This window comes from Enterobacter sp. fkY84-1 (genome assembly GCF_052974705.1).
Genome location: NZ_CP169393.1, coordinates 278,581 through 292,928 on the forward strand (window position 1 = coordinate 278,581; position 14,348 = coordinate 292,928).

The 14,348-nt window shown below is 57.2% G+C and carries 15 protein-coding genes; 11 read left to right on the forward strand and 4 right to left on the reverse strand.

Annotation, left to right across the window (positions count from 1 at the left end; translation table 11 throughout):
- Window positions 1-63 precede the first annotated feature (63 nt).
- Window positions 64-690, reverse strand: coding sequence for a lysoplasmalogenase (locus ACEPLT_RS01255; RefSeq protein WP_008500086.1), 627 nt, complete (start codon window positions 688-690; stop codon window positions 64-66).
- 129 nt (window positions 691-819) lie between these two features.
- Between ACEPLT_RS01255 and ACEPLT_RS01260 the strand changes: the two genes are divergently transcribed.
- The gene (locus tag ACEPLT_RS01260) at window positions 820-1,179 is read left to right on the forward strand and encodes a DUF2500 domain-containing protein (protein WP_232929236.1); all 360 of its coding nucleotides are present in this window, start codon (window positions 820-822) and stop codon (window positions 1,177-1,179) included.
- Between the two features lie 82 nt (window positions 1,180-1,261).
- Here the strand turns inward: ACEPLT_RS01260 and ACEPLT_RS01265 are convergent, their stop codons facing one another.
- Window positions 1,262-1,543, reverse strand: coding sequence for a DUF1145 family protein (locus ACEPLT_RS01265; protein WP_008500088.1), 282 nt, complete (start codon window positions 1,541-1,543; stop codon window positions 1,262-1,264).
- Window positions 1,527-2,129, reverse strand: coding sequence for a 16S rRNA (guanine(966)-N(2))-methyltransferase (gene rsmD, locus ACEPLT_RS01270; RefSeq protein WP_008500089.1), 603 nt, complete (start codon window positions 2,127-2,129; stop codon window positions 1,527-1,529). The genes ACEPLT_RS01265 and rsmD overlap by 17 nt, the downstream gene beginning before the upstream one ends.
- Before the next feature lie 127 nt (window positions 2,130-2,256).
- Between rsmD and ftsY the strand changes: the two genes are divergently transcribed.
- From ftsY to livJ, 6 genes are all read left to right on the forward strand, one after another.
- Window positions 2,257-3,717 carry a signal recognition particle-docking protein FtsY gene (gene ftsY / locus ACEPLT_RS01275; protein WP_039266986.1) on the forward strand — a complete coding sequence of 487 codons (1,461 nt, stop codon included), beginning with the start codon at window positions 2,257-2,259 and terminating at the stop codon, window positions 3,715-3,717.
- Window positions 3,718-3,719: 2 nt separating this feature from the next.
- Window positions 3,720-4,391, forward strand: coding sequence for a cell division ATP-binding protein FtsE (ftsE, locus tag ACEPLT_RS01280; RefSeq protein WP_008500091.1), 672 nt, complete (start codon window positions 3,720-3,722; stop codon window positions 4,389-4,391).
- On the forward strand, window positions 4,378-5,433 hold the full coding sequence (gene ftsX / locus ACEPLT_RS01285; protein ID WP_023326488.1) for a permease-like cell division protein FtsX: 1,056 nt from the start codon (window positions 4,378-4,380) through the stop codon (window positions 5,431-5,433). The genes ftsE and ftsX overlap by 14 nt, the downstream gene beginning before the upstream one ends.
- A gap of 251 nt (window positions 5,434-5,684) precedes the next feature.
- Window positions 5,685-6,542 (forward strand): RNA polymerase sigma factor RpoH, encoded by an 858-nt coding sequence (rpoH, locus tag ACEPLT_RS01290; protein WP_008500093.1) that lies wholly within the window; start codon window positions 5,685-5,687, stop codon window positions 6,540-6,542.
- 136 nt (window positions 6,543-6,678) lie between these two features.
- Window positions 6,679-7,944 carry a 4-aminobutyrate--2-oxoglutarate transaminase gene (locus tag ACEPLT_RS01295; RefSeq protein WP_128301871.1) on the forward strand — a complete coding sequence of 422 codons (1,266 nt, stop codon included), beginning with the start codon at window positions 6,679-6,681 and terminating at the stop codon, window positions 7,942-7,944.
- A gap of 197 nt (window positions 7,945-8,141) precedes the next feature.
- Entirely contained in the window at window positions 8,142-9,242 is a 1,101-nt protein-coding gene (gene livJ / locus ACEPLT_RS01300) for a branched chain amino acid ABC transporter substrate-binding protein LivJ (protein WP_021242735.1), read from the forward strand.
- A gap of 177 nt (window positions 9,243-9,419) precedes the next feature.
- On the opposite strand, the gene panM is transcribed toward livJ, so the two are convergent.
- Window positions 9,420-9,803: an aspartate 1-decarboxylase autocleavage activator PanM gene (panM, locus tag ACEPLT_RS01305; protein ID WP_008500097.1), complete on the reverse strand. Its 384-nt coding sequence runs from the start codon at window positions 9,801-9,803 to the stop codon at window positions 9,420-9,422.
- A 424-nt stretch (window positions 9,804-10,227) separates the two neighbouring features.
- Between panM and livK the strand changes: the two genes are divergently transcribed.
- From livK to livG, 4 genes are read left to right on the forward strand one after another with little or no spacing between them, the layout of a single operon-like run.
- On the forward strand, window positions 10,228-11,337 hold the full coding sequence (gene livK / locus ACEPLT_RS01310) for a high-affinity branched-chain amino acid ABC transporter substrate-binding protein LivK (protein ID WP_008500098.1): 1,110 nt from the start codon (window positions 10,228-10,230) through the stop codon (window positions 11,335-11,337).
- Window positions 11,338-11,383: 46 nt separating this feature from the next.
- Window positions 11,384-12,310 (forward strand): high-affinity branched-chain amino acid ABC transporter permease LivH, encoded by a 927-nt coding sequence (livH, locus tag ACEPLT_RS01315; protein ID WP_008500099.1) that lies wholly within the window; start codon window positions 11,384-11,386, stop codon window positions 12,308-12,310.
- Window positions 12,307-13,584 carry a branched chain amino acid ABC transporter permease LivM gene (gene livM, locus ACEPLT_RS01320; RefSeq protein ID WP_008500100.1) on the forward strand — a complete coding sequence of 426 codons (1,278 nt, stop codon included), beginning with the start codon at window positions 12,307-12,309 and terminating at the stop codon, window positions 13,582-13,584. The genes livH and livM overlap by 4 nt, the downstream gene beginning before the upstream one ends.
- Window positions 13,581-14,348 carry a high-affinity branched-chain amino acid ABC transporter ATP-binding protein LivG gene (gene livG / locus ACEPLT_RS01325; protein WP_232929239.1) on the forward strand — a complete coding sequence of 256 codons (768 nt, stop codon included), beginning with the start codon at window positions 13,581-13,583 and terminating at the stop codon, window positions 14,346-14,348. The genes livM and livG overlap by 4 nt, the downstream gene beginning before the upstream one ends.

A 14,348-nucleotide genomic window follows, 5' to 3' on the forward strand; every position in this document is an offset into this window, starting at 1 on the left:
AATGATAATTTTCTCATTAACCGCAGCATACACTCTGGAGTCGACTCCAGAGTCAAGCGTTATTTAGATATACAGCGAACGCACAATCAGGAAGTGCCCGGCAAAGTAGCAGGCGGCGGCAATCGCGTTATCCGCCCGGAAACGGCGGCGATAGTGGCTACCCAGCCACACGATATTCCCAATCAGCAGCAGCGCGGCCCCGAAGAATGCGGACATCGCCGGAGCGGTCGGACGGAAGAACCACAGTTCACCTGCCAGCCATACCATCACCAGCGTCATGGCGATAAACGTGCAGATCGGCAACCGCATCTCTTCCAGACGCGACCAGATCACCGCGATCAGCAGGGCACCAATCACCAGCAGGACCAGCGGCAGCGGCCAGAAGAAAGAGAGCGTCATCTGGCTGGCGAAGTAGATGGTATACAGCAGATGCGACAGGAAAAACGCCCCTACGGCATACAGCAGGCGCTGGCGCGGCAGCAGGGTTAAGGCATCGCCAATCAGAGAGGCGCACAGCCCGGCGAGGACCAGATAACTGACGGCATTAAACATCGGTGCTTGCCAGGCCAGCAGCAGGAGCAGCAACAGCGTGACGGGTTTAAACAGCCAGCGCTGCCAGGTGGGACCACGGTACGACGCATCGACATAAAGCCATGCGGAAAAACAGACAGCGATAAATGACCAAAGCATATTAACTCCCTGTATCTGTTAAGTCTGAATAATCAGTTTCTGATCCAGTGTAGTGACGCGGGCGGGCGTTTGGCAATGCCGGGGAAGGCAGGGTATCCTGAATTCCGCATAATCTGATGGGATAGTTGAATGAGCAAGATGCCGCTGTTTTTCATTATCGTGGTGGTGATTATCGTCATTGCCGCCTCGTTCCGCTTCGTGCAGCAGCGCCGCGAGAAGGCGGATAGCGATGCCGCGCCGCTGATGCAAAAGCGCGTGGTGGTGACGAACAAACGCGAAAAGCCGCTCAATGACCGCCGCTCGCGCCAGCAGCAGGTGACGCCTGCGGGCACAACAATGCGTTATGAAGCGAGCTTTAAGCCGGAAACGGGCGGCCTGGAGATAACCTTCCGCCTGGAGGCGCAGCAGTACCACCAGCTGACGGTGGGAGAGAAAGGAACGCTGAGTTACAAAGGATCGCGGTTTGAGGGGTTTGTTCCGGAGTTGTAACGCCGGGCGGCACTGCGTTTGCCCGGCCTACGTGGTTTCGTAGGCCCGGTAAGCGAAGCGCCACCGGGCGACTAAACGCACCTTACTTCTTCACCTGCGCCTTAAACTTCTTCATCCACACCAGCAGCTCAAACACGCCGAAAATAAACACGCGCAGCTGCTGCCAGCCTGTCATCTGCGGGCCGTCTTTCGGCAGACCGTTTTTCAGCATCACCATCTGCAGGGCGTGCATGAACGAGGTGAAAATCAGCGCGACGTTAACAAAAATATTCATCGGGCGCGGGAACGGGTGCACCAGGTTGAGCAGCAAAAACGCCCAGACGCCCAGCATCAGCAGACGTCCCAGATTAATCAGTACCGGCATCGGATCCTCCTTGTGCCTGACGGTGATACAGACGATAAGCAACCTGACCTGCCACTTTTTCACGGTGCAGATCCCAGTGAGCGGGAACCGGCGGCAAACCGTTTTCCACTTCGCTTTCCACGTAAATCAATGCGTCATCCGCCAGCCAGCCGTTTTGCTCCAGCAGGGATAACGTCTCTTCCAGCAGCCCCTTGCGGAACGGCGGGTCGACAAACACCACGGTGTGCGGCGTGCCCTTTTGCGCGAGGAAGCTCAGCGTGTTGGTGTTAACCACTTTCGCGTTGCTCGCTTTCAGCGTCGCCAGATTTTGCTGCAGCGTCTGCGCCACGCCGCGCTCCATCTCCAGCAGCGTGGCGCTGGCAGCATAGCGCGACAGCGCTTCCAGCCCGAGCGCGCCGCTACCGGCGAAGCAGTCCAGGCAGCGGGCGTCTACCATTGACGGGGCCAGCCAGTTAAACAGCGTCTCGCGCACGCGGTCGGTAGTGGGGCGTAAACCGGGGCTGTCCGGCACCGGTAATTTCCGGCCTCGCCACTGACCGCCGATAATACGAATTTGACCGGCCGGGGCGCGGTTGGGTTTCTTCATCTCAGGAAAGCTCTGTTAACAATTGGCCTGCGATTGCGGGCGGTGATGTCAATTAAGTAAAGTGTTAGACTATTTCATCATTTTTTTAGCTTCCATGTATATAGCGCCGCGAGGAGTGTAGTCGCAGATGGCAAAACAAAAAAAACGTGGCTTCTTTTCCTGGCTGGGCTTCGGTGAAAAAGAGCAAGAAACAGAACAGAAAACCGAAGAGCAACAAGCCGTTGAAGAGCCATCGCAGCCTGAAACGCCAGTAGAAACAGCCGCGGTTGTCGATGCGGAAGAAACGGCGCACAGCAAAGAAGAGGTTGAAACCTTTGCTGAAGAGGTGGTTGAGGTCACTGAACAGGTTCAGGAGAGCGAGAAGCCAGAACCGGTTGTCGTAGAAGCCGCTATCGAAGCGCCTCAGGCCGCTATCGAACACGAAGAGCTTCCGCTGCCGGAAGAGGTCAAAGACGAAGCGGTGTCTGCCGAAGAGTGGCAGGCCGAAGCGGAAACCGTTGAAATCGTTGAGGCGGTGGAAGAAGAAGCGGCGCTCGAGCCGGAGCTGACCGACGAAGAGCTGGAAGCCCAGGCGCTGGCGGCGGAAGCGGCTGAAGAAGCGGTCATCGTTGTGCCGGTAGAAGAGCAGGCCGAAGAAGAGATCGTTCAGGAGCAGGAAAAACCGACCAAAGAAGGTTTCTTCGCGCGCCTGAAGCGCAGCCTGCTTAAAACCAAAGAAAACTTAGGTTCCGGATTTATCAGTCTGTTCCGCGGCAAGAAGATCGACGACGATCTGTTTGAAGAGCTGGAAGAGCAGCTGCTGATTGCGGACGTTGGGGTAGAAACTACCCGTAAGATCATCACTAATCTCACCGAAGGGGCGAGCCGCAAGCAATTGCGTGACGCCGAAGCGCTGTACGGCCTGCTGAAAGACGAGATGGGTGAAATTCTCGCAAAAGTTGACGAACCGCTTAATATTGAAGGCAAAACGCCATTTGTTATTCTGATGGTCGGCGTGAACGGCGTGGGTAAAACCACTACCATCGGCAAGCTGGCGCGTCAGTTCGAGCAGCAGGGCAAATCGGTGATGCTGGCGGCGGGCGACACCTTCCGTGCGGCGGCGGTTGAGCAGCTGCAGGTCTGGGGCCAGCGCAACAACATCCCGGTGATTGCTCAGCATACCGGCGCGGATTCCGCATCCGTGATCTTTGACGCTATCCAGGCGGCGAAGGCGCGCAACGTGGACGTGCTGATTGCCGATACCGCAGGGCGTTTGCAGAACAAATCGCACCTGATGGAAGAGCTGAAGAAGATCGTTCGCGTCATGAAGAAGCTGGACGAAGACGCACCGCATGAAATTATGCTGACCATTGACGCCAGCACCGGACAGAACGCCATCAGCCAGGCGAAGCTGTTCCATGAAGCGGTAGGACTGACGGGGATCACGCTGACCAAACTGGACGGCACCGCGAAAGGCGGGGTGATCTTCTCCGTGGCCGACCAGTTCGGCATTCCTATCCGTTACATCGGTGTGGGCGAGCGTATTGAGGATTTACGTCCGTTTAAGGCGGACGACTTTATTGAGGCATTATTTGCCCGAGAGGACTAACAATGATTCGCTTTGAACACGTCAGCAAGGCCTATCTCGGTGGGAGACAAGCGCTGCAGGGGGTGACCTTTCACCTGCAGCCGGGCGAGATGGCATTCCTGACCGGCCATTCCGGCGCGGGGAAAAGTACCCTGCTCAAGCTTATCTGTGGGATCGAGCGGCCAAGCGCCGGAAAAATCTTTTTCAGCGGCCATGAGATCAGCCGTCTGAAAAACCGTGAGGTGCCGTTCCTGCGTCGTCAGATCGGCATGATTTTCCAGGATCACCACCTGCTGATGGATCGCACCGTTTTCGATAACGTGGCCATTCCGCTGATTATTGCCGGCGCCAGCTATGACGATATCCGCCGCCGCGTCTCTGCGGCGCTGGATAAGGTCGGGCTACTGGACAAAGCGAAGAACTTCCCGATCCAGCTCTCCGGCGGTGAACAGCAGCGCGTGGGTATCGCCCGCGCGGTGGTGAACAAGCCTGCCGTGCTGCTGGCGGATGAACCGACCGGTAACCTGGACGATGCCCTGTCAGAAGGGATTTTGCGTCTGTTTGAGGAGTTTAACCGCGTAGGGGTTACCGTATTGATGGCAACGCACGACATCGGGCTGATTTCCCGTCGTTCGTACCGCATGCTGACCCTGAGCGACGGGCATTTGCACGGAGGCCACGGTGAACAAGCGTGATGCAATAAACCAGATTCGGCAGTTCGGGAACCGGTTTGACCGTTTCCGTAAGCCGCAGGGCGGGGGTGACGGCAATCGTAATGCGCCGAAGCGCCAGAAGGCCGCGCCAAAACCGGCCTCCCGCAAAACCAACGTCTTTAACGAGCAGGTGCGCTACGCGTTCCACGGCGCGCTGCAGGACCTGAAAAGCAAACCGCTGGCGACGTTCCTGACGGTGATGGTAATCGCCATCTCCCTGACGCTGCCAAGCGTCTGCTACATGGTTTACAAGAACGTCAACCAGGCGGCGTCGCAGTATTATCCGTCTCCGCAGATCACGGTCTATCTGGATAAAGCGCTCGACGATAACGCGGCCGCGCAGGTGGTTGGGCAAATTCAGGCCGAGCAGGGCGTGGAGAAGGTCAACTATCTCTCACGTGAAGACGCGCTGGGCGAGTTCCGCAACTGGTCAGGCTTTGGCGGTGCGCTGGATATGCTTGAAGAGAACCCGCTGCCCGCCGTGGCGGTGGTGATCCCGAAGCTGGATTTCCAGGGAACCGATTCGCTTAACACCCTGCGCGATCGCATCACGCGCATTAAGGGCATTGATGAAGTGCGCATGGATGACAGCTGGTTTGCGCGTCTCGCTGCTTTGACCGGGCTGGTAGGCCGCGTCGCGGCGATGATTGGCGTGCTGATGGTGGCGGCGGTCTTCCTCGTCATTGGCAACAGCGTACGCCTGAGCATCTTCGCTCGTCGCGATACCATCAACGTGCAGAAACTGATTGGTGCGACGGATGGCTTCATCCTCCGACCGTTCCTTTACGGTGGCGCACTGCTCGGTTTTTCCGGCGCATTTCTTTCACTGATATTGTCAGAAATTTTGGTGATGCGGCTTTCCTCTGCCGTGACTGAAGTGGCGCAGGTTTTCGGAACCAAGTTTGATATCAGCGGCTTAGGGTTCGATGAGTGTCTCTTACTGCTGCTGGTGTGTTCAATGATTGGGTGGGTGGCAGCGTGGCTGGCAACCGTTCAACATTTACGTCACTTTACTCCCGACTAATAAAAGCGTGATATAATCTTTCCCTGCACCGAGATGTTCGCTCTGCAGGGAAAGTGTCCCTGTTGTCTCTTCCCCTGTTATCATCTCCATGTCACATTTTGTGCGTAATTTATTCACCGTTGCACCTGGAACTTGTGGATAAAATCACTGTCTGATAAAAGAGTGAATGCTAATCTCGTTGCTCAAACGCTTTGGCATGGTTGTTGCCTGACGGGGACAGCCTGGACCAGAAGAAACACTGAGAGGAATGAATGACCAAAGAAATGCAAACTTTAGCTTTAGCCCCTGTTGGTAACCTGGAATCTTATATCCGGGCTGCGAACACCTGGCCGATGTTAACGGCCGAGGAAGAAAAGGAGCTTGCTGAAAAGCTGCATTACCAGGGCGATCTGGAAGCAGCGAAAAAGCTGATCCTGTCTCACCTGCGCTTTGTTGTTCACATTGCTCGTAATTATGCGGGCTATGGCCTGCCGCAGGCGGACTTGATTCAGGAAGGTAACATCGGCCTGATGAAGGCTGTGCGTCGCTTTAACCCGGAAGTGGGTGTGCGACTGGTCTCCTTCGCCGTCCACTGGATCAAAGCAGAAATTCATGAATACGTGCTGCGCAACTGGCGTATCGTGAAAGTCGCCACGACAAAAGCGCAACGCAAACTGTTCTTCAACCTGCGTAAAACCAAGCAGCGTCTGGGCTGGTTCAATCAGGACGAAGTGGAAATGGTGGCGCGCGAGCTGGGTGTTTCCAGCAAAGACGTGCGTGAGATGGAATCCCGTATGGCCGCGCAGGACATGACTTTTGACATGTCTTCCGACGACGACGCATCTGACAGCCAGCCGATGGCACCGGTTCTGTATCTGCAGGATAAAACCTCTAACTTTGCTGACGGCATCGAAGAGGACAACTGGGAAGATCAGGCCGCGAATAAGCTGAGCTATGCGATGGAAGGCCTCGACGAACGTAGCCAGGATATTATCCGCGCCCGCTGGCTGGACGAAGACAACAAGTCCACGCTGCAGGAGCTGGCCGACCGCTACGGCGTCTCTGCGGAACGTGTCCGTCAGCTTGAAAAGAACGCCATGAAGAAACTTCGCGCCGCTATCGAAGCGTAATTAACGCGAAGTACACCGAGAACCCCTGGATGAGAGTCTGGGGGTTTTGTTTTTTTAGCGCCCGCTCTGGCGAATTCCCTCCCCCTGGCAAACACTTACTGATGCGCTAAGCAGGCGACTTTCTCAGGGGGACAGGGTGAAAAACAACGAACTGAACGACCGGCGGTTACAGGCGACGCCGCGCGGCATTGGCGTGATGTGTAACTTCTATGCCGATAAAGCCGAAAACGCCACGGTGTGGGACGTGGAAGGCAATGAGTACATCGACTTCGCCGCCGGGATCGCGGTGCTGAATACCGGCCATCGCCATCCTAAAGTCATTTCCGCCATCGAAAAACAACTCCACGCGTTTACCCACACGGCCTACCAGATTGTGCCGTACGAAGGCTACGTGGCGCTTGCCGAGCGCATCAATCAGCGCGTGCCGATTGACGGCCCGGCCAAAACCGCGTTCTTCTCGACGGGGGCTGAGGCGGTCGAAAACGCGGTGAAAATTGCCCGCGCCTTTACCAGACGTCCTGGCCTTATCACCTTCGGCGGCGCGTTCCACGGCCGCACCTTTATGACCATGGCGCTGACCGGCAAGGTTGCGCCTTACAAGCTCGGCTTTGGGCCCTTCCCCGGCTCGGTGTATCACGCGCAGTATCCGAATGAACTGCACGGCGTCAGCACCGCTGAGGCGTTAAAAAGCCTGGAACGCATCTTTAAAGCGGATATTGCCCCTGACCAGGTCGCGGCGATTATTCTCGAACCGGTTCAGGGAGAGGGCGGCTTCAACATCGCCCCGGCTGATTTTATGCAGGCGCTGCGCGCCCTGTGCGATACCCACGGCATTTTGCTGATTGCCGACGAGGTGCAAAGCGGCTTCGCCCGCACCGGCAAGCTGTTCTCGATGGAACACCACTGCGTGAAGCCCGATCTGATCACTATGGCGAAAAGCCTGGCGGGCGGGATGCCGCTCTCGGCGGTGTCGGGCCGTGCTGAAGTGATGGATGCGCCCGCGCCGGGTGGGCTGGGCGGTACCTACGCGGGTAACCCGCTGGCGATTGCGGCGGCGCACGCCGTGCTGGACGTGATTGACGAAGAGGATCTCTGCACGCGATCGGCGCATCTTGGCCATCACCTGGTGGAAGTGTTGAACAAGGCGAAGGAACACTGCCCGTATATCGCGGATATTCGCGCGCAGGGCTCGATGGTGGCGGTGGAGTTTAACGATCCGCAAACGGGCCGGCCTTCGCCGGAATTTACCCGCCAGGTGCAGGAGCGTGCATTGCAGGAAGGTCTGCTGCTTCTGAGCTGCGGCGTCTACGGCAACGTCATTCGTTTCCTGTATCCGCTGACGATTCCCGAAGTGCAGTTCCGTAAAGCGCTGGACATTATCTCCGCGTCGCTGACACGTTAAAGCCACATGCCCGGCGGAACTCTCTGCCGGGCTTATTATATATTCATTTCAAATTTGCTATTCCAAAATCATAAAAATGGGGTATGTTTTAGCAGAGTATGCTGAAAAAGCGCGAACAGCACACCTATAACTGAAATAAAGCGCTGCACAACAACATCACAACAATCGTAATAACCATAATAATGGGGAATCTCAGGATGAACATGAAGGGTAAAGCGTTACTGGCAGGATGTATCGCGTTGGCATTCAGCACCATGGCGCAGGCAGACATCAAAGTGGCTGTGGTTGGCGCCATGTCCGGTCCGGTAGCGCAGTACGGCGACCAGGAGTTTACTGGCGCAGAACAGGCGGTTGCAGACATTAACGCTAAGGGCGGTATCAAGGGCGAAAAACTGCAGATCGTAAAATATGATGATGCCTGTGACCCGAAACAGGCGGTCGCGGTCGCGAACAAAGTGGTGAACGACGGGATCAAATACGTTATCGGTCACCTGTGCTCTTCTTCTACTCAGCCGGCGTCTGACATCTACGAAGACGAAGGTATCCTGATGATCACCCCGGCGGCGACCGCGCCAGAGCTGACCGCACGCGGCTACAAGCTGACCCTGCGCACCACCGGTCTGGACTCTGACCAGGGCCCGACCGCGGCGAAATACATCGTTGAAAAAGTGAAGCCGAAACGCATTGCCATTGTTCATGACAAGCAGCAGTACGGTGAAGGTCTGGCGCGTTCAGTGCAGGACAACCTTAAGAAAGCCAATGCCGACGTGGTGTTCTTCGACGGGATCACCGCCGGTGAGAAAGATTTCTCCACGCTGGTTGCGCGTCTGAAGAAAGAGAATATCGACTTTGTTTACTACGGCGGCTACCACCCGGAAATGGGCCAGATCCTGCGCCAGGCGCGCGCGGCCGGCCTGAAAACCCAGTTCATGGGCCCGGAAGGCGTGGCGAACGTTTCTCTGTCTAACATCGCGGGTGAATCCGCCGAAGGCCTGCTGGTGACCAAACCGAAGAACTACGACCAGGTCCCTGCGAACAAACCTATCGTAGATGCCATCAAGGCGAAGAAACAGGATCCAAGCGGCGCGTTCGTCTGGACCACCTACGCGGCGCTGCAGTCGCTGCAGGCGGGCCTGAACCAGTCAGCCGATCCGGCTGAGATTGCCACCTGGCTGAAAGCGAACACCGTCGAAACCGTTATGGGGCCTCTCTCCTGGGACACGAAAGGCGACCTGAAGGGCTTCGAGTTCGGCGTGTTTGACTGGCATGCGAACGGCACGGCGACAGACGCCAAATAATTTTCCCGTCGCCTTTCGCGCCGCAGGTGCGTTGGCTGCGTTATTCAACCCCGGTCGCTTACTTATGTAAGCTCCCGGGGATTTCATAACTTGCCGCCTTCCTGCAACACGAAATGCTTGAGAAAATGCGGTAGAAATTGTAGGCCGGGCAAGGCGCAGCCGCCACCCGGCTTTCTTTTAGCGCTTCTCCCACCCGCTCTCCTGCGCCGTAAACCCTAACGCCTGCATAAACGCCGCCATGACGCCGCGGTCTTCCACGCCCACGTCGGCCATCCACCATGAGGTGACGCCCGGGTTTTCGCGGAGCACTTCTTCAATTAAATACTGCCCCACGCCGCGACGGCGGGTCACGTCACGCACGCGCAGCGAGTCCAGCGCCCCTTCCGTGCCGCTCAGCGTTACGCGAACGGCGGCCAGAAGACGCTCGTTAAAGCGCGCGGCATAGATACGGTGATTTTCGTCGACGGCCAGCGACGAAGGGGAATATTCCGGCCAGATCTTGCCCAGGTCGATATGATCCTGGTCGCTAAAGGTCACCAGACGCACGATTGTCAGTTTCATTAGCTGCTTGTCCAAATCAAATTGAGTAGGGGCAGTGTACTCAATTTATTCGCTCAGCGGCTTCCTCTTTTTATCGCCGTTTGCCAGGTGATTAGTTTTTTGGCAGCGCGTTGGGCAGTTTGAAAACACATGGATCGAAAAATAAGCAGGATTTTAACCTGAATGGCAGTGATTTATTCGGCGCTTTGTACCGTTATTTTATGCTGCAAACTGCACTTTTATTTGTTTATCTCTGCCTGATTTCAGAATATTATCTTTGCTTAATCGCCTGAAAAATAGAGATTTTAGTCTGGTTTTTGACAAAAACCTGCGCTAAACCATTAAAGGCACTGGTAAAAATAGCGTTGTTCATTAAAAGTACAGAATGCTTTTTAACCATAATAAAACAAAATATAAACACGACATCACGAATGGGGATTCAGAGATGAAAAGGAACGCGAAGACGTTAATCGCGGGGATGGTCGCACTGTCGATCTCGCATGCCGCCATGGCGGAAGACATAAAAGTTGCGGTAGTGGGTGCGATGTCCGGCCCTGTTGCCCAGTGGGGTGACATGGAGTTCAACGGTGCGCGCCAGGCCATCAAAGACATCAACGCTAAGGGCGGCATCAAGGGCGACAAGCTGGTGGGCGTGGAGTATGACGACGCCTGCGATCCGAAACAGGCCGTCGCGGTCGCCAACAAAATCGTCAACGATGGCATCCAGTATGTGATCGGCCACCTGTGCTCATCGTCCACCCAGCCCGCGTCTGACATCTACGAAGATGAAGGCATTCTGATGATCACCCCTGGCGCCACTAACCCTGAGCTGACCCAGCGCGGCTACCAGCACATCATGCGCACCGCCGGTCTGGACTCCTCTCAGGGGCCTACCGCCGCCAAATACATCCTTGAAACCGTCAAGCCGCAGCGTATCGCCATTATTCATGACAAGCAGCAGTACGGCGAAGGCCTGGCGCGCTCCGTTCAGGACGGCCTGAAAAAAGGCGGCGCGAACATCGTCTTCTTCGACGGCATTACCGCCGGTGAGAAAGACTTCTCCGCGCTGATCGCCCGTCTGCAAAAAGAGAATATCGACTTTGTTTACTACGGCGGCTACTACCCGGAGATGGGGCAGATGCTGCGTCAGGCGCGCGCCACCGGTCTGAAGACCCAGTTTATGGGGCCAGAGGGTGTGGGCAATGCTTCCCTGTCCAACATCGCCGGGGATTCTGCCGAAGGCATGCTGGTGACGATGCCAAAACGCTATGACCAGGATCCGGCCAACAAGGCTATCGTGGATGCGCTCAAGGCGCAGAAGAAAGATCCGAGTGGTCCGTACGTCTGGATCACCTACGCCGCCGTGCAGTCTCTGGCCACCGCGCTGGATCGTACCGGCAGCAAAGAACCGCTGGATCTGGTGAAAGATTTAAAAGCACACGGGGCGAACACCGTGATTGGGCCGCTGAACTGGGATGAGAAAGGCGATCTGAAGGGATTTGAGTTTGGTGTCTTTAAGTGGCACGCCGACGGTTCGTCTTCGGCCGCCAAATAATTATCCCACCGCCCGGCATGACGGGCGGGTATAAAAAGGTTTGCATATGTCCGAGCAGTTTCTCTATTTCCTGCAGCAGATGTTTAACGGCGTCACGCTGGGAAGCACCTACGCGCTGATCGCCATCGGCTATACGATGGTTTACGGCATTATCGGCATGATCAACTTCGCCCACGGCGAGGTCTACATGATCGGTAGCTATGTCTCCTTTATGATTATCGCCGCCCTGATGATGATGGGCATCGACAGCAGCTGGCTGTTGGTCGCCGCCGGGTTTGTCGGCGCGATTGTGATTGCCAGCGCCTACGGCTGGAGCATCGAGCGCGTGGCCTACCGGCCGGTGCGCAGCTCCAAGCGTCTGATTGCACTGATTTCCGCCATCGGGATGTCGATCTTCCTGCAAAACTACGTCAGCCTGACCGAAGGCTCGCGCGACGTGGCGCTGCCAAGCCTGTTTAACGGCCAGTGGATTGTGGGAGCCAGCGAAAACTTCGCGGCCTCTATCACCACCATGCAGCTGGTTATCTGGGTCGTGACCTTTATTGCGATGCTGGCCCTGACGCTGTTCATCCGCTACTCGCGGATGGGACGCGCCTGCCGCGCGTGCGCAGAAGACCTGAAGATGGCGAGCCTGCTCGGCATCAACACCGACCGCGTGATTGCCCTGACCTTCGTGATTGGCGCCGCGATGGCGGCGGTAGCGGGCGTGCTGCTCGGCCAGTTCTACGGCGTGATCAACCCGTACATCGGCTTTATGGCCGGGATGAAAGCTTTTACCGCGGCGGTGCTGGGCGGTATCGGCAGTATTCCGGGCGCGATGATTGGCGGCCTGATCCTGGGCGTGGCGGAAGCGCTCTCTTCGGCGTACCTGAGCACGGAATATAAAGACGTGGTGTCGTTTGCCCTGCTGATTCTGGTTCTGCTGGTCATGCCTACCGGTATTCTGGGCCGTCCGGAGGTAGAGAAAGTATGAAACCGATGCATTTTGCAATGGCGCTGCTCTCTGCCGCCATGTTCTTCGTGCTGGCGGGCGTCTTTATGGGCGTCCAGCTTGAGCTGAATGGCACCAAACTGGTGGTGGATACCGCCCCCGACATCCGCTGGCAGTGGGTGTTTATCGGTACCGCCGTGGTGTTCCTGTTCCAGCTGCTGCGTCCGCTGTTCCAGAAGTCGCTGAAAAACGTCTCCGGGCCGAAATTCGTCCTGCCGGCCATCGACGGGTCTACCGTTAAGCAGAAGCTGTTCCTCGTGGCGCTGCTGGTGGCTGCCGTGGCGTGGCCGTTCGTGGTGTCTCGTGGAACCGTGGATATCGCTACCCTGACCATGATCTACGTGATCCTCGGTCTCGGTCTGAACGTGGTGGTGGGGCTCTCAGGCCTGCTGGTGCTGGGCTACGGCGGCTTCTACGCCATCGGCGCCTACACCTTCGCGCTGCTGAACCACTATTACGGGCTCGGCTTCTGGACCTGCCTGCCGCTGGCAGGGCTGGTCTCTGCCGCCGCAGGCTTCCTGCTCGGTTTCCCGGTGCTGCGCCTGCGCGGTGACTACCTGGCGATTGTGACCTTAGGCTTCGGTGAAATCGTCCGTATCCTGCTGCTGAACAACACCGAAGTGACCGGCGGCCCGAACGGCATCAGCCAGATCCCGAAACCAACCTTCTTCGGCCTGGAGTTCAGCCGCACCGCCCGCGAAGGCGGCTGGGACACCTTCAGTAACTTCTTCGGCGTGAAGTATGACCCGTCCGACCGCGTCATCTGGCTCTATCTGGTGGCGCTGCTGCTGGTGGTCATCACCCTGTTCGTGATTAACCGCCTGCTGCGCATGCCGCTGGGCCGCGCGTGGGAAGCGCTGCGCGAAGATGAGATCGCCTGCCGCTCCCTGGGCCTGAACCCGACCCGCATCAAGCTGACCGCGTTTACCATCAGCGCCGCGTTTGCCGGTTTCGCCGGGACGCTGTTTGCCGCGCGTCAGGGCTTCGTCAGCCCGGAATCGTTCACCTTTGCCGAATCCGCCTTTGTGCTGGCGATTGTGGTGCTGGGCGGGATGGGCTCGCAGTTTGCCGTTATCCTCGCGGCCATCCTGCTGGTGGTCTCGCGCGAGCTGATGCGCGACTTTAACGAATACAGCATGTTAATGCTGGGTGGTTTGATGGTGCTGATGATGATCTGGCGTCCGCAGGGCTTGCTGCCGATGACCCGTCCACAGCTGAAGCTGAAGAACGGGCAAGCGAAAGGAGAGCAGGCATGAGTCAGCCATTATTATCCGTTAACGGTCTGATGATGCGTTTTGGCGGCCTGCTGGCGGTCAACAACGTGAATCTGGATTTGCACAAGAAAGAGATTGTCTCCCTGATTGGCCCGAACGGCGCGGGGAAAACCACGGTCTTTAACTGCCTGACCGGCTTCTACAAGCCGACGGGCGGCACCATCATGCTGCGCGATAAGCATCTTGAAGGGCTGCCGGGCCAGCAGATTGCCCGCATGGGCGTGGTGCGTACCTTCCAGCACGTGCGTCTGTTCCGCGAGATGACGGTGATTGAGAACCTGCTGGTGGCGCAGCATCAGCAGCTGAAAACCGGGCTGTTCTCCGGCCTGCTGAAAACCCCGGCCTTCCGCCGCGCGCAGGATGAAGCGCTCGATCGCGCCGCCACCTGGCTCGACCGAATTGGCCTGCTGCAGCACGCCAACCGTCAGGCGAGCAACCTGGCCTACGGCGACCAGCGTCGCCTGGAGATTGTGCGCTGCATGGTGACGCAGCCGGAAATCCTGATGCTCGACGAACCGGCGGCGGGCCTCAACCCGAAAGAGACCAAAGAGCTGGACGAGCTGATTGCCGAACTGCGCGATCACCACGACACCACCATTCTGCTGATTGAGCATGACATGAAGCTGGTGATGGGCATTTCCGACCGTATCTACGTGGTTAACCAGGGTACGCCGCTGGCAAACGGCACGCCGGAAGAGATCCGCAACAACCCGGACGTGATCCGCGCATACCTGGGTGAGGCATAA

Bases quoted from the DNA above. Each gene is read 5' to 3' on its own strand.
- livG (WP_232929239.1), top strand. From the start codon at position 13,581: ATGAGTCAGCCATTATTATCCGTTAACGGTCTGATGATGCGTTTTGGC.
- ftsE (WP_008500091.1), top strand. From the start codon at position 3,720: ATGATTCGCTTTGAACACGTCAGCAAGGCCTATCTCGGTGGGAGACAA.
- ACEPLT_RS01265 (WP_008500088.1), bottom strand. From the start codon at position 1,543: ATGCCGGTACTGATTAATCTGGGACGTCTGCTGATGCTGGGCGTCTGG.
- ACEPLT_RS01260 (WP_232929236.1), top strand. From the start codon at position 820: ATGAGCAAGATGCCGCTGTTTTTCATTATCGTGGTGGTGATTATCGTC.
- livH (WP_008500099.1), top strand. From the start codon at position 11,384: ATGTCCGAGCAGTTTCTCTATTTCCTGCAGCAGATGTTTAACGGCGTC.
- livK (WP_008500098.1), top strand. From the start codon at position 10,228: ATGAAAAGGAACGCGAAGACGTTAATCGCGGGGATGGTCGCACTGTCG.
- ACEPLT_RS01255 (WP_008500086.1), bottom strand. From the start codon at position 690: ATGCTTTGGTCATTTATCGCTGTCTGTTTTTCCGCATGGCTTTATGTC.
- rsmD (WP_008500089.1), bottom strand. From the start codon at position 2,129: ATGAAGAAACCCAACCGCGCCCCGGCCGGTCAAATTCGTATTATCGGC.
- livM (WP_008500100.1), top strand. From the start codon at position 12,307: ATGAAACCGATGCATTTTGCAATGGCGCTGCTCTCTGCCGCCATGTTC.
- livJ (WP_021242735.1), top strand. From the start codon at position 8,142: ATGAACATGAAGGGTAAAGCGTTACTGGCAGGATGTATCGCGTTGGCA.
- ftsY (WP_039266986.1), top strand. From the start codon at position 2,257: ATGGCAAAACAAAAAAAACGTGGCTTCTTTTCCTGGCTGGGCTTCGGT.
- panM (WP_008500097.1), bottom strand. From the start codon at position 9,803: ATGAAACTGACAATCGTGCGTCTGGTGACCTTTAGCGACCAGGATCAT.
- rpoH (WP_008500093.1), top strand. From the start codon at position 5,685: ATGACCAAAGAAATGCAAACTTTAGCTTTAGCCCCTGTTGGTAACCTG.